Below are 14319 nucleotides of genomic sequence, written 5' to 3' on the forward strand. Positions count from 1 at the left end.
TGGGTGAGCACGGTCGATTGAGTGAAGCTAGCGACGGACCCTAGTACACGGGCCCGGAATTTCTTGTCATTAGGCTGCTAGTCGGCGGTGCGGCTTGCGGTCGCCGTCGGGGGCACGATCGACTGCTTGTGGTGGAAGTGGTTGTTCGGGTCCCAGATGCCCTTCGTCAGTTGCAGCCGCTCGTAATTGTCCTTGTAGTACAGCCGCGGATATTGCGGGGCGGGGTCGGTCGCGATGCCCAGGTCGACGTCCGGGTAGTTGACGTACGCGCCGTCCGTGGTGCGGTCGTGCGTCGCGTCGCTGACCTCGGGCACGCCGCCGGTGTCGGCGTAGACGGCGGTGTAGAAGCCCTTGAGGAAGTCCAGGTGGGCCTGGTCCTGGGCGGGGTTCGTCCAGTAGGTCTGGTACTGGAGCTTCATGCAGGAATCGCGTTGCGGCACCGCGGTGTCGTGCGGCGCGACGGCGTTGACGCGGCAGCCGTACGAGTCGATCTGGGCGATGGTCTGGGTCAGGTCCACATCCGGGACGTCCTTGGTGAGCCAGTCCCACATGGCCGCGACCTGGGTACCGGTGAACGGCTTGCGGTGGTAGGCGGACTTGTACTTTCCGCGCTGGTTCGGCCCTGAGCCGTTGAGCGTCTGGGTCGCCTGCAGCCACGGCATCTGGCGGCGCTTTTCCGGAAGGGGCAGGAACAGGCCGCCCACTTCGGCGATCTGCACCGTCGAAGAGGTGGTGAGTCCCGCCTCCAGGGCCGCGATATAGGCGTCGAGCGGTGCGACGTCCTCGCCGAGCCATTGGCTGGACACGACGATGTTGCCGTTGGTCTTGTGGGTGAGTTTCAGAATGCTGAACAGCTGGTTGTAAACGGTCTCGTCGGGTCCGCTGTGGGCCGCGAAGAAGTTGCCGAAGTTCGCCAGCAGTTTGTCGAAGTCGTCACGGTGTTTGATCAGGTCGGCCCACGGCCAGGCGATGCTGCTCAGCCACATGTGCGGCGGCGGTACGGGCAGATCGGCGAAGTAATAGCGCAGGACGACTCCGAAGTTGCCGCCCCCGCCGCCCGTATGCGACCAGAAAAGGTTTGCCGTGTCGGAGCCCGCCGGGTCGGAGCGATGCGCCTCGGTCACCGTGACGCAGCCGTCCTTGACCGTGACGACGTCGACCTGCACCAGGTAATCGACGGTGAGCCCGTCGCGGCGCGACATGATTCCGTAGCCACCGCCGCAAATGTGGCCGCCGGCGCCGACCGAGTAGCACGACCCGGCCGGAATGGTCACCCCGAACTTGCGGAACAGCTGGGTGTACACGTCCCAGTTGGTGGCGCCGGACTCCACGCAATAGGCGCTACGGCCGTACTTGTCCTTGGTGTGGCAGACGCCTTTCATCGTGCTCACATCGAGGATGGCGCCACCGGTGTTCTCGACGAAGTCTTCGTAGCAGTGGCCTCCGCTGCGCACCGTGGGGCGCAGATTCCGCTCGAGGGCGGTGCGTACCGCTCCGACCGCCTGGTCGTCGCGGGTGAGGAGTTGGATGTATAGCGGATCGCTCGTCCAACGCTGGTTGAACCCCTGGCTGAGGGTCTCGTAGCGGCCGTCCCCGGGCCGGACGATCAAATCGGAGTCGACCGGGGCGGCCACGGCGGATTTCGCGCCGGCGGTCTCGGTGCCGAATGCGCCGAGGGACACTCCGCCGATCACCGCTCCGGCGGCGCCCAGAAGTCCCCGTCGGCTAACGCCGTTGCTCATGCGCCACATCTCCTTCGTCGGCCGGAACCCGCGACGTTCCCGCGAACCTTCTTACCGGATAATGCGATTGATTTCGGTAATACGGGTGTTTCGCAGGAAAATCGGGTCAGAAGCTACCAGTGGTGGTTGACCGGGCTCCGGAGACTCGCCGCCCTCTGCCGGCGCTCCCTCGTTCGGCGGGTGATGCTGTGCGAGAGTCGGCGTATCCGGCATCATCCAGACAAATGGTGTGGCGCGTACGACGCAGCAGGCGGAAGGACTTCCCTCATGCCCATTGCAACGGTCAACCCCGCGACCGGCGAAACCCTCAAGACCTTCGACCCGATGGGACCGGAGGAGATCGAGCGGCGCCTGGCGGCCGCCTATGCGGCCTTCCGGCGCCACCGGTCCACCGACTTCGCCGAACGGGCCCGGCTGCTCGACCGCGCGGCGGACCTGCTGGACGAGGACCGCGACACCATCGCCCGCACCATGACCACCGAGATGGGCAAGCCGCTCGCCGCCGCCCGCGCGGAGGCCGCCAAGTGCGCCAAGGCCATGCACTGGTACGCGGCGAACGCCGAGGCCCTGCTGGCGGACGAGCACCCCTCGCAGGGGGACGTGCGCGACTCCGGGGCCGAGCACGCCCGCGTCCACTATCGGCCTCTCGGCGTGGTCCTGGCCGTCATGCCGTGGAACTTCCCGCTGTGGCAGGTGATCCGCTTCGCGGCCCCCGCCCTGATGGCCGGCAACACGGGCCTGCTCAAGCACGCCTCCAACGTCCCGCAGACCGCGCTCTACCTGGAGGACCTGTTCCGCCGGGCCGGCTACCCCGAAGGGTGCTTCCAGACCCTGCTCATCGGCTCCGGCGCCGTCGAGGCCGTGCTGCGCGACCCCAGGGTGGCCGCGGCGACGCTGACGGGGAGCGAGCCCGCGGGCCGCTCGGTCGCCGCCGTCGCGGGCGACGAGGTCAAGAAGACGGTGCTCGAACTCGGCGGCAGCGACCCGTTCGTGGTGATGCCGTCGGCCGACCTCGAGCGCGCCGCACGCACGGCTGTCACGGCCCGGGTGCAGAACAACGGCCAGTCCTGCATCGCCGCCAAGCGCTTCATCGTGCACACGGACGTCTACGACGCGTTCACGGCACGCTTCACGGAGCTGATGGCCGCACTCACGGTCGGCGACCCGATGGCCGACTCCACGGACGTCGGCCCCCTCGCCACCGAACAGGGCCGGGCCGACGTGGAGACGCTCGTGGACGACGCCCTGCAGCGCGGGGCGGTGGCCCTGTGCGGCGCGAAGCGCCCCGAGTCGCTGTCGAACGGCTGGTACTACGAACCGACGGTCCTGGCCGGCGTGACCCCGCAGATGCGCATCCACCACGAGGAGGCCTTCGGCCCGGTGGCCTCGCTGTACCGCGTCGAGGACCTGGACGAGGCCCTGGACGTCGCCAACGACTCGCCCTTCGGCCTGAGTTCGAACGTCTGGACCCGCGACGAGGACGAACAGCGCCGCTTCGCCCGGGACATGGAGGCCGGCGGCGTCTTCTTCAACGGCATGACGGCCTCCCACCCGGCGTTCCCCTTCGGCGGCGTGAAGCGCTCGGGCTACGGCCGCGAACTGTCGGGGCACGGCATCCGCGAGTTCTGCAACGTCACGACGGTTTGGTACGGGCCCGCTGAGTGAACGGCCCAGCCTCGGGCTTTCGTGAGGTGCCCGGTGCTCCGTGCGGGTGGCAAGACTCCGAGCCATTGATGTGGGTGTCCCTCATTACGCTTCGCGCATGGGCGACGAGCTGGATGGCTGTGAAGCAACATTCGCGTGGCGGGATCTGCTGCAACGCTGGAGTGACGAGTGGCTCGACCCGGTCCTGCACGAGCAGGAGCGGGGCGAACCCTTCACCGATGAGGTCCGGCAAGCCCGTTGGCTGGGAACCACCGGGGCCTCGGTCCGCGACGTCCAAGCACTCGAGGAGCGCTTAGGGTCGGAACTACCCCCGAGCTACCGGCAGTTCCTGTTGGTGAGCGATGGCTGGCTGGACACCACTGAGTCCATCGAGCGGATCCTGCCCACCCGTGAAGTGGGGTGGACGCGGGACCTGGACCCCGAACTCGTGACGGCCTGGACGGACGGTTACGGCGATGCCGGCGCCCGGGTCGGAGACGAGGAGTACTTGGTCTACGGCGAGGCCCAGAGCACGGTCTCGCTGTGGCCCGAATACCTTCGGCACACCCTGAAGATCAGCCACACGCCCGACGCCACCGACGTCTACCTCCTCAACCCTCACGTCATGACACCGGACGGCGAATGGGAGGCGTGGTACCTCGCGCATTGGCTGACCGGTGCCGTGCGCTACCGCTCCTTCTGGGACCTAATGAACGGTGAGTACGTACGCTTTCGCGGCGAATGGTGACCTACCCGCGGAATCGCGCACGGTCTTCGTGGATGCGCAGCGGCATGCCGGTGATCGGTTCGCTGCCCCATCCGGGACGAGCACCATCGCCGTGCGTACGGGACGAAGACGAGGCCCTGCCCCAGGGGCAAGGTTGCGGACCCGAGGATGGCCCCGGAATCGGTTCTGCGGCTATCTGTTGGGCCACACGGTGATCCAAAGGGGGACGACCTAGGCCCGCGCTGAGGCTGCTTCCCAGGCGTTGCGTGTGGAGTGGAGGGTGGCTGCGGCGAAGGTGTCGAGGGGGGCTCGGCGCCACGTGTCGGAGAGGACTTCGACGCTGACGACGCCGTCGTAGCCTTTCCCGACCAGGGCGTCGCAGAATCCGGCGAGGTCGAGCACGCCTTCGCCGGGGAGGACGCGCCGGTGCATCGACTCGGCGTGCAGGTCCGTCGTGATCATCTCCGGCGCGTCGGCGAACTGGACGAATCCGATCCGGTCCAGGGGGAGTGCCTCCAGGTCCCGCCACGTGCTCGGGCCGCGGAAGAAGTGCCAGCTCTCCACGACCAGTCGGAAGGCGTCGTGGTCGGACACTCCGGCCAGTTCCGCCAGGTGCAGCGCCGCATCGATGGAGTCGATGTGGCGCGTCGGGAGGAACTCCAGCGCGAAGCCGAGGCCTGCGTCGGCCAGCGCCTCTACACAGCGCCGGGCGCCGGCGGCGACCTGGTCGGCCGGGCCCGTCGCGACGGCGAGGATCTGGCGGGCGCCCAGGATCGGGGCCAGTCGCAGCACGTTGGCCAGGCTGCGCGTGGTGGCGTCGACGTCCGCGCTGATGGACAGGGAGACCAGTTCGTAGCACGGCAGATCGGCCTCGCCGAGCGACTCGGCCAGCCGTTGCGGCGGGAGCCCCCGGCGTTCGTGCTCCAGGACCGACATGACGTCGAGGCCGATGTGGTCGTACCCGGCGAGCGCGGCAGCGTGGATCTGCTGGGGGAGGGTCGGCGGCAGGTCGTAGTACGTCGAGTGGTTGAACACGTTGAAGCTGTACTTCATCGGTGGTCGGCACCGTCCTGCTCGGTCGCGGGCGCGCTGGTTCGGTGGTCGGTGTGGACGACTCCTCGTCGGTCGACCCGTGCGTGCCGTGGTCTGAACAGCGTCTCTGGTCGCGACGCCGGGCTCGGCAGGATCGTCATCATAGTCATGATGGCTATGAAAGGGGGAGTCGGGTGCGCGAAGCCGTGTCGGCATTGTCGGCTGCCGGCGGGCCGCCGGCGCGCTGGCCTCCAACTCGCCTGCCGGGCGCCGCTTGTCGTGTGTGTCCGTGATGCAACCGACGTGTCTCCATAGGCGTACAGGATCAGTGGGGCGTCACGGGCCGCCGGAGTCGGGTGCACGCACGGCGCTGGACGAGGGGGTGCCGGTCGGGCGTAGGTGGGGGCTGTCGGCTATGAGGGGGAGGTCCGCGATGAGGACGGTGGTACGAGTGCGCGGGGACCGGGGCGCGGTGGGCTTCGGCTGGCCGCGCGGGGTTCGGGGCCGGGTCGGCGTGAGTGCGGTCGCACGGTGACGTTCGACGGCGGTACGGCGGTGTGGCGGCGCGACGCGGCGGCGCGTCCGCTGCTGGTGGCTGCGGTGGCGGCCGCGGTGCTGTTCGCGGCGTTGGCAGTGGTCGTGTCGGCACACGGGCTCGGACCGTTGCCCGGGGACGGGCGTACTCACCGCTTCCTGATGGGGCACCGCCCGGTGTGGGTTGTCGATGTGCTCCGCGTGGTGACGGCGACGGGCACCGGGGTGTTCCCGTACGTTCTCGCGGTTGCGGCAGGGGTGTTGGTTGCGTGGCCGCTGGCCGGTGCGCAGCTGGGGTGGAGGCCTGAGAGGCGCATCGTCTTCGTTGTGGCGGCGTGGCCAGCGTGGCTGGCCATTGGGCAGGGGCTGCGTCATGCGCTGATGGCGGCGGTCGAGCGGCCGAGGCCGCCGGTTGGGGACTGGGTCGGCGCGCATCCGTCGGGGATGTCGTTCCCTTCGGGGCACGCGGGCACGTCGGCGATGGCTGCGGGACTGTTGGTCGTCGCGCTGGTCCTGCGGCGTCCGCGCGGCGCTGCGGGGTGGATCGCCGTCACGCTGGGGTGGGCGGCGGCCGTCGGGGTAACCCGCGTGTGGCTGGGAGTGCACTGGGCGAGTGACGTGGTGGGCGGATGGCTCCTGGCCGCGGCGTGGACGTGCGTCGGGGCGGTGCTCGCGAGGGCGTTCTGGGGCGTGTCCGTCGACCATGGACATTGACATCAGGCCCATGCGTTCGACGCCGACCAAGGCCCGGAACGGCGGCTAGCCGGTGCGGAACGGCCTTGACGGGGCCGCCTCTTCGGCGTTATACCGAGTATTATACTCGGTATAACGCGAGGCCGGTGAGGACGAATGAGCGTACGCCACGCACTACTTGCCCTACTCTGCGAAGGCCCCAAGTACGGGCTCCAGCTCCGCCAGGAGTTCGAGGCGCGCACGGGGGAGGTCTGGCCGCTGAATGCCGGTCAGGTGTACACGACACTGCAGCGCCTGGAGCGCGACGGGCTCGTGGGGGCGGACGGCGACGGGCCCGACGGGCCGCAGAAGATGTACCGGATCACGTCCGAGGGCGACGCCGAACTCGCCGACTGGCTGCGTACCCCGCCGGGGGCGGACGCCCCGCCGCGTGACGAGCTGGTCATCAAGGTGTTGGTCGCGATGCGGCTGCCGGGCGTGGACGTGCGCGCGCTCCTCCAGGCGCACCGCAACCACACCATCGTCCAGATGCGCCAGTACACGCGGCTCAAGGAGGACGCCGACGACGTCGCGCTGCTGTTGGTCGCCGACGCGCAGTTGTTCCGGCTCCAGTCGATCGTGCACTGGCTCGACTCCGCGGACGCCCGCCTCTCGCACCACACCCCTGCGGCGTCGACGCCCACGGCCGAGCGCGCCCAGGCGCGTGTGGACCGGGCGGAGGTGCGGCGGTGAGCGGCGTCCTCGAATGATGGCCGTCATGGGGCCGTCCGGCTCCGGCAAGTCCACCCTGCTCGCCATCGCGGGCAGCCTCGAGGACGCCACGGGCGGCGAGGTGCTCGTCGAAGGCGTCGCGCTCGGCGGGCTCGGAAGCGACGCGCGCGCCCGGTTGAGGCGCCGTCACATCGGCTATGTCTTCCAGGACTTCGATCCGCTCGCCGGACTGACGGCGGTGGAGAACATCACGATGCCGCTCGAACTCGACGGTGTGCGTGGCAAATCCGCACGTCGAACCGGACTTGCCGCCCTCGCCGAACTCGGCCTCGCAGACCGTGCCGAGCGGTTCCCCGACGAGCTGTCCGGCGGTGAACGCCAACGCGTCGCCATCGCGCGTGCCCCGGTCGGCGAACGCCGCCTGCTGCTCGCCGACGAGCCCACCGGCGCGCTCGACACGCACACCGGCGAGGGCGTCATGCGGCTGATCCGCTCCGCGTGCCGTAAAGGTGCGGCCGCGGTGCTCGTGACCCACGAGGCGCAACTGGCCGCCTGGGCCGACCGGGTGGTGTTCGTACGCGACGGCGGCATCGTCGATGCCACCGCACCGCTGCCCGGTCCCGAGTCGCTGCTCGCGCCCGGAACGGAGCCGGGGCGGTGACCGGTGCCGGGTCGGACGCGGCAGCAGCCCCGCGCCGACGCGCGACCCCCGCCGGCCTGCCTCGGCATCCCGCTGCTGGCCGTCGCGGCCGGCTGGACGATCGCGGGCCGCGAACCCGCCTCGATCACCCGACGGTTGCTCGAATAGCGTCGCCTGCTTGCCCCAACTGCGTGGCGTTTTCGTATGGAACATCCGGCAGGCGACGCCATATCCGAGCTCGGGTGCGCGATTAGACCTTTGTGTTTGACCGGTGATGTCGATCTTCCTAGTCTCCGATCGGATTCCGCCCCAAGACTAGGTAAAGGACTGACGGCGCCCATGCCGTGGGACCAGCGAGGAAGATCGATGAGCGGCGAAGAGTCCCGCGGGCGGTGGCAGCCTCCCGCTTGGATGGTGTGGCTCGTCGCCGCGCTGTGTGTAGGGGCGTCGTGGTGGTCCTGGCACGCGGTCGGCAAGCGGGACGACGACCGGACGCGAGTGGAGAACCGGCCGCTGGCCGCGGTGCCTGCGACCGTCTGCGGCGGCCTCGTCCGACCCGATGATGTGGCCGCTCTGCGCGACCTGCGGGCGGACGGGCCGCTCACCGAGGCCCGGCTGAGCCTTCCCACCGCGGCGCAGCCCGGGCTCCGTTGCGACGTGACGGGCAAGTCGACGGTACGCGTCGAAGCCCTCCCGCTCGCCGAGGCCGATCCGACCTGGCTGCAATCCTTCAACGCGGCGACCGTCCCCTCCGGCGTACCCGCCGGGCTCGCGTCCGAGCGCGGCGCGTGGGTCGTCGTGGGCTGCCCGGGCGGCGACGACAGGCGGTTCTTCGCCCGGGCGGTGTACGCGAAGCCCGACGGGAGCCTCGACATGCTACTGCCGCACGAGGTCGACGCCGTCGAGGACACGCGTGCGGAACTCGCCGCGCTGGCCCGCAACACCGCGGCGGCGGTGGCCGAACGCGCCGGATGCGGGGCCGTCCCGCCCGGCCCGCCGCCGCAGGTTCCGTACCCGCCGCTGCGCGTCGACCGCGCCAAACCCGCGGCCGACCCGGCGTGCGACCGGGCGGCTGACGGGCTGCCGACGCACGACACATGGTCGGACGCGTCCGGTCTGCAGAGCCAATGCTCGCTGCACCTGGTGCCGCCGACCGGCAACGGCGGCGGCTGGCTGAACCAGAGCATCTCGGCCTTCCGCGGCCCGCTGTCCGGAGTCGGTACGCGCGCCGCCGCGGACTTGACCGCGTTCCGGTCCACAGACCCCGTGCGGTGGGTGCGCTACCGGACCGAAGCCGTCTGCGGCGATGTGCCCGTCAGCTGGATCGTCCATCAGGAGAGCTACGGCACGGTCGATGCGCCGAACGCCGACGACGCGGGCCGCCGGGCATACCAGCGGTTTCTCGACTACCAGCGCACAACGGCGGGATGCCGTTTGGTCAGCGGCGAGGGGAGTGGACGGTGACATCGTCACGGGAGACCCCGGAGACCCCGGAGACCCCGGAGACCCCGGAGACGCCGGAGACAGCGGCAACTCCGAACGCTTCGGGCACCACGGAAGCACCGCAGGCGCGGGGCACCACAGAAACGCCGGAAACGCCCGAGACATCGGAGGCACCGGAGACACCGGGCGCCGCGGAAACGCCTAACGCACCTCGGCCGTCCGAGCCCGCAGGGGCCTTCGACCCGTCGCAGAGCCCCGACCTGTCGGCGGAGCCGGACCAGCCGCACGAGCCGGACCCACCGGCCGGCCCTGCCAAGCCGTCGTTCCGCTCCCGCCTCGCCGCCCCGCGCGGCATCCTGGTCATCCTCGTCGTGGCGACCCTGGTGTTCAGCGGCACCCTGTGGACGCGCGACCTCGTCGCGGAGGCCGGCCGCCCGGACACCGTCTGCGGGGGCCTGCTCCCCGCGGAGCAGGTACGCGAGGAACTGGGGTTCCCGGACCTGCGCGAGCAGCGCTACCGCGAACCGGCACCCAACGACCCGCAGACCTGGTGCCGGGTGGGGTCCGGCCTCGACCTTCGCGCCTACCCGCTGTCCCGCAACAGCGACGCCCCGGGTCGGTTCGACTTCGGCTTCCGCCAGCACGTGCCGCTCGGTCCCGGCCTGTCCGGCAGCGTGGCGGCCGACAGCGGGTGGCTGCTGCTGCCGTGCCCGTCCGTCGGCGCCGGCACCCCGTACTTCGTGTCCGTCTCCTTCGAAGGAAGCGTCGGCCGGAACATCTCAGGCGACCAAGGCCGCGCGTACCACGCGCGGTACCTGGTCGGCGCCGCACGCCTGATCCGTGACCGGGCGGGTTGTGGCGGCCCTGAACTGCCGGACGCCGCGCCCGTCGCCGCGACCCCGCCGGCCCGCCAGCAAGAGCGTCGCCGTCAAACGGACTTCCAACGGACGTGGAACGCGGACAGCGCCACCCGCGTCGCGCTGGGCCAGGACCCGGTGTGCGGATTCCTCCCGAGCACCGGCCTGCCGAACGGCAACACCGCGGCCGGGTCCAACAAGCCGAACTGGGACTCGTACGCTGTGTCCCCACCAGGCGGCAACGTGTCCTGGTGCGGCCTGTACGGCGGGGGCGACGTCAAAGCCGACGTCACGTTCACCGTCGTCCGCGGCCCCGTCGTCCCCTACCTGCGGACCGCGGGCACGCCCCTGGGCAACGGGAAGTACCCCGGGCACAGCGGTTTCCGCGAAGCGTGGGTGATGGGCGCCTGCGGCAGCGAGCAAGTGATGTTCAAGCTCCGAGACTCCTCTTCTCACGCTGATGCCGAAACCCCAGCGCTGCTGGGCGTGTTCGTTTCCGCCTACGCGGCAAAGGAAGGCTGCACGACCGGTCTCACCTAGGCAGCGCCTCTGTCGGCCCGGTCTCGACGACGCGCCGATTGCGCGGCCTGAGCCGCGCCGGGGCAGTGTCGCGGTCGCATTGTGCTCGATGTCGCGCCAGCGTGTCGGTAGCCAGGCCAGCCGGCGGTAGGGCCACTCCGCGTGGAGGTCCCCAACTCGCGTGCGTACGCCGGATTTCCGTGCGCCGCGTACTCCTTGACGGTGTCCCAGGCCGGATCGCCTCGGTCGTCCAGGAGGTCAACGGTCCGCTCCTGGCGGGGTGCCTGGCGACGGCCGTCACGCGCTGAGGGCGCCGGTGCCGAGGAGGCCGAGGAGCAGGACGCCGATGACGAGGCGGTAGACGACGAAGGCGTTGAACGTGTGCCGGGCGACGTACTTGAGCAGCCAGGCGATGGACGCGTAGGCGACCGCGAACGAGACGAGCGTCCCGGCCACGAGGGGCGCGGCGCCGGCTCCGGAGCCGAGGGCGTCCTTGAGTTCGTACAGTCCGGCGCCGGTGAGGGCGGGGATGCCGAGGAAGAACGACAGGCGGGTGGCGGCAACGCGGTCGAGGTCGCGGAGCAGGCCGGTGGAGATGGTGGCGCCGGAGCGGGAGAAGCCGGGGAAGAGCAGCGCGAGGATCTGGGAGCAGCCGACGAGCATCGTGTCGGTGAGGTCGGTGTCGTCCTCGCCGCGCTTGTGCCGTCCGACGCGGTCGGCCGCATACATCACCGCGCTGCCCGCGATCAGCGAGCCGGCGACGACCCACAGCGAGGCGAGGGGCCCGTCGATGAGCGGCTTGGCGGCCAGGCCCACCAGGACGATCGGGATCGTCGCGTAGACCACCCACCACGCGAACTTGTAGTCGTGGTGGTAGCGCTCCTCCGGGTTCCGCAGGCCGCGGGTCCACGCGGTGACGATGCGGCCGATGTCCTTGGCGAAGTACACGAGCACGGCGGCGATCGCCCCGACCTGGATGACCGCGGTGAAGCCGACGACCGAGGCGTCGTCGACGGGGATGCCCATGATCCCTTCGGTGATCTTCAGGTGGCCGGTGGAGGAGATCGGGAGGAACTCGGTGACCCCTTCGACGATGCCGAGGACGATCGCTTGGCCGAGGCTGATGGCGCTCATGGGTCCTTTGGGTCCTTCCGGGTGGTGAGGGCTGTGCCGGAGGTCCGGTCGGGCCCGGGCCTCGCCGCGGTCAACGATTCGCGGCGCGATGCAGGCACGGTCTCAGGTGGTCGCGGCGGTACGGAGGATGTCCGTGCGTGCGGCGCGTCGGGCGGGAGGGCGGCGGAGGGCGGCGAACGTCGGCGGGCCGGCGCCGCCGCGGCCCGCGCGTACGTGTGGCCCGATCGAGTGATTCGGAGGGTGCGGGGCGTGGCCGATGCTTGAAGCGCGGGTTCGGTGATGTGCTGGCGGTCGAGACGCCTCGCACTCGCCGGCGTGATCCCGCGCCGGGGAGAAGGCTCACTCGAAGGGAGACGGGCGACATGAGCGGCAAGGGGCTGGCCCTCGGCGACCTGGCGACGCGGACCGTCGACGGTCTGACGATCCGCTACGCCGACACCGGCGAACGGCCCGGGCCGACGCGGCGTTGTTCTCGGCCGCGCGTCACCCGGAGTCGGTGGCCTCGCTGATCGTGGGCATCGGCGCGGCGTAGGCCGCCCCTACGGCGAAGGAAGGCAGCATATGGACGACGCCGTACGCGGAGAGAATCCGGCCTGGACGCCGGTCGCGTCGCTTACGGGGGAGCAGCTCACGAAGCTCGCGGGGCTGGGGGAGGAGCGGCACGCCGAGGCGGGCGAAGTGTTGTTCGCGGCGGGCGACGCGTCCTACGACTTCTTCGTGGTGCTCGCGGGCAGTGCGGACATCGTCGAGCGGTTCGGCGAGGCGAACGAGCGTGTGGTTGCCTCCTACGGCCCTGCGGAGTTCCTCGGCGAGATCGGGATGCTGACGGGGGAGCGCGCGCGCTTCGACGGGGTCATGAGGACTGTCGGCCGGGTCCTGCGGGTGCCGGTCGAGCGGATCCAGACGCTGGTGGTGCAGGATGCGGCGCTGAGCGAGTACATCCTCCACACGTTCCTGGAACGCCGCGCGAACCTGCTGAGGAAGGGCGCCGGCCTCACCCTGATCGGCTCGCGGTACGACGAGCGCTGCCGGGCGCTGCTCCAGGCGTTCTCGCTCAACCGTACGTCGGTGACCTGGCTGGACCTGGAAGAGCACGCGGAAGCCGAGGAGCTCCTGCGTGAACTCCAGGTTCCTGTGGCCGACCTGCCCATCGTCCTGGTCCCGGGCGGCCGCTGCTGCGCAATCCGCAACCGGCCGACATCGCGGCCGAGTTCGGGGAGCCGCCGACCGAGGCGGACGAGGATGACGGCGGAGACGTCTGCGACCTGCTGGTCGTCGGCGGTGGTCCCGGCGGGCTGGCGGCGGCGGTGTACGGCGCGTCGGAGGGGCTGCGGACGGTGCTGCTCGACGCGGCTTCCTTTGGTGGCCAGGCCGGCACGTCGTCCCGCATCGAGAACTACCTCGGGTTCCCGGCCGGTCTGTCCGGGGCGGAGCTGGCCACTCGCGGCGCCGTCCAGGCAGAGAAGTTCGGCGTGCGGCTGCACCGGAACGCCCGCGCCGCGGCGTTCGGGACCCGTGCGGGCAGGCACTGCGTCACGCTCGAGGACGGACGGGTGTTCAAGGCGCGCGACGTCATCATCGCCACCGGCGCCGAATACCGGCGCCTGAACGTGCCCGGCATCGGCGCGTGGGAGGGCAACGGCGTCCACTACGCGGCGACCGTGGCCGAGGCCCAGCACGTGGAGGGCCGCCCCGTGGCCGTCGTCGGCGGCGCGAACTCCGCAGGCCAGGCTGCCATGTTCCTGTCGCGGACGTCGGAGCCGGTTCACCTGTTGGTGCGTGGCGACGACCTTGAGCGCTCGATGTCGCGGTATCTGATCGACGCGATCCGGGCCAACCCGAAGATCGATGTCCGGGTGCGGACCGAGGCGGTGGGACTTGTAGCGGACTCCGCCGTCACCGGGATCGAAGTCGTCGACTGGGCGACCGGCGGGCGTTCGCTGCTTGAGGTCGGTGCGGTCTTCGTCTTCATCGGCGCGACGCCGTGCACCAGCTGGCTCCAGGGCCAACTAGCCACCGACCGCGACGGGTTCCTCCTCACCGGGCACGACCTCGACGAACACCGGACGGGCGAGCGGGCGCCGCTGCCGTTCGAGACCAGCGAGCCGGGTGTGTTCTGCGTGGGTGACGTGCGTAGCGGCAGCGTCAAACGCGTCGCCACGGCGGTCGGCGAAGGCTCGGCGGCGGTGCGGCTCGTCTTCGAACGACGGCGGATCGACGGCGCCGAGCTCCTGTGACCGCGGCCGATGAGGCCGCTCGAACGCGAGCCCGCGGACCGCAGCCTGATTTACGGTGCCAAACACAGAGACAGAGACACCGAGAGGCGGCAATGGACCAAGGCACCCGCGGTGAGCTCATCGACCGGTGGGACCTGCGCGTCTTCGTGTCCGTCCCCTTCGAGCAGACGGTAGACCGCGCCAGGGACCGCGGCACAGCGGCGGCCGGATCGGCCGTCGACACCGCCGAGACCGCCGACATCGAACGGTCGTGGCGCGACCGCTACATCCCCGCCCAGCAGCTCTACTTCGCCACAGCCCGCCCGACCGACCACGCCGACATCATCGTGTACAACGATCAACTCGAGCGGCCGACTTGGGAGTTCCGGCCGCATTCATCGATACACAGGATCTGACGATGCCTTCG

13 protein-coding genes and 1 pseudogene are annotated in these 14319 nt (G+C 70.4%); 11 read left to right on the forward strand and 3 right to left on the reverse strand.

All coding sequences use genetic code 11. The annotated features are described in order from the left end of the window. Positions 1 to 77: 77 nt before the first annotated feature. Positions 78 to 1742: an FAD-binding oxidoreductase gene (locus tag QI554_RS34895; protein ID WP_281476025.1), complete on the reverse strand. Its 1665-nt coding sequence runs from the start codon at positions 1740 to 1742 to the stop codon at positions 78 to 80. A gap of 267 nt (positions 1743 to 2009) precedes the next feature. Between QI554_RS34895 and QI554_RS34900 the strand changes: the two genes are divergently transcribed. After that, positions 2010 to 3407, forward strand: a complete 1398-nt coding sequence (locus QI554_RS34900) for an NADP-dependent succinic semialdehyde dehydrogenase (protein WP_281476027.1) — start codon at positions 2010 to 2012, stop codon at positions 3405 to 3407. 97 nt (positions 3408 to 3504) lie between these two features. Then, positions 3505 to 4134: an SMI1/KNR4 family protein gene (locus QI554_RS34905; RefSeq protein ID WP_281476028.1), complete on the forward strand. Its 630-nt coding sequence runs from the start codon at positions 3505 to 3507 to the stop codon at positions 4132 to 4134. Positions 4135 to 4344: 210 nt separating this feature from the next. Here the strand turns inward: QI554_RS34905 and QI554_RS34910 are convergent, their stop codons facing one another. After that, on the reverse strand, positions 4345 to 5166 hold the full coding sequence (locus QI554_RS34910; RefSeq protein WP_281476030.1) for a sugar phosphate isomerase/epimerase family protein: 822 nt from the start codon (positions 5164 to 5166) through the stop codon (positions 4345 to 4347). Between the two features lie 510 nt (positions 5167 to 5676). On the opposite strand from QI554_RS34910, the gene QI554_RS34915 reads away from it, so the two are divergent. From QI554_RS34915 to QI554_RS34940, 6 genes are all read left to right on the forward strand, one after another. Beyond that, positions 5677 to 6393 (forward strand): phosphatase PAP2 family protein, encoded by a 717-nt coding sequence (locus QI554_RS34915; RefSeq protein ID WP_281476032.1) that lies wholly within the window; start codon positions 5677 to 5679, stop codon positions 6391 to 6393. Positions 6394 to 6528: 135 nt separating this feature from the next. Further along, complete coding sequence (locus tag QI554_RS34920) at positions 6529 to 7104, forward strand: helix-turn-helix transcriptional regulator (RefSeq protein WP_281476034.1); 576 nt, start codon at positions 6529 to 6531, stop codon at positions 7102 to 7104. A gap of 25 nt (positions 7105 to 7129) precedes the next feature. Next, positions 7130 to 7744, forward strand: coding sequence for an ABC transporter ATP-binding protein (locus QI554_RS34925; RefSeq protein WP_425528109.1), 615 nt, complete (start codon positions 7130 to 7132; stop codon positions 7742 to 7744). Positions 7745 to 7747: 3 nt separating this feature from the next. Beyond that, positions 7748 to 7891, forward strand: a complete 144-nt coding sequence (locus tag QI554_RS34930) for a hypothetical protein (protein WP_281476036.1) — start codon at positions 7748 to 7750, stop codon at positions 7889 to 7891. 198 nt (positions 7892 to 8089) lie between these two features. Beyond that, positions 8090 to 9187: a hypothetical protein gene (locus QI554_RS34935; RefSeq protein WP_281476037.1), complete on the forward strand. Its 1098-nt coding sequence runs from the start codon at positions 8090 to 8092 to the stop codon at positions 9185 to 9187. Then, on the forward strand, positions 9184 to 10563 hold the full coding sequence (locus tag QI554_RS34940; RefSeq protein WP_281476039.1) for a hypothetical protein: 1380 nt from the start codon (positions 9184 to 9186) through the stop codon (positions 10561 to 10563). The genes QI554_RS34935 and QI554_RS34940 overlap by 4 nt, the downstream gene beginning before the upstream one ends. Positions 10564 to 10839: 276 nt before the next feature. On the opposite strand, the gene QI554_RS34945 is transcribed toward QI554_RS34940, so the two are convergent. Continuing rightward, entirely contained in the window at positions 10840 to 11676 is an 837-nt protein-coding gene (locus tag QI554_RS34945) for an undecaprenyl-diphosphate phosphatase (protein WP_281476040.1), read from the reverse strand. Between the two features lie 561 nt (positions 11677 to 12237). Here QI554_RS34945 and QI554_RS43640 point away from each other — a divergent pair. From QI554_RS43640 to QI554_RS34960, 3 genes and pseudogenes are all read left to right on the forward strand, one after another. Next, positions 12238 to 12534, forward strand: a pseudogene (locus QI554_RS43640) (cyclic nucleotide-binding domain-containing protein); the annotation flags it as partial. Positions 12535 to 12944: 410 nt separating this feature from the next. Beyond that, a complete protein-coding gene (locus tag QI554_RS34955) occupies positions 12945 to 13913 on the forward strand; it encodes an NAD(P)/FAD-dependent oxidoreductase (protein WP_281476078.1) in 969 nt (322 codons plus the stop codon). 92 nt (positions 13914 to 14005) lie between these two features. Then, positions 14006 to 14308 (forward strand): nucleoside/nucleotide kinase family protein, encoded by a 303-nt coding sequence (locus QI554_RS34960; protein WP_281476043.1) that lies wholly within the window; start codon positions 14006 to 14008, stop codon positions 14306 to 14308. Positions 14309 to 14319: the final 11 nt, after the last annotated feature.

Origin of the sequence: Yinghuangia seranimata (assembly GCF_029953285.1) — a bacterium.
Classification (GTDB): Bacteria; Actinomycetota; Actinomycetes; order Streptomycetales; family Streptomycetaceae; genus Yinghuangia; species Yinghuangia seranimata.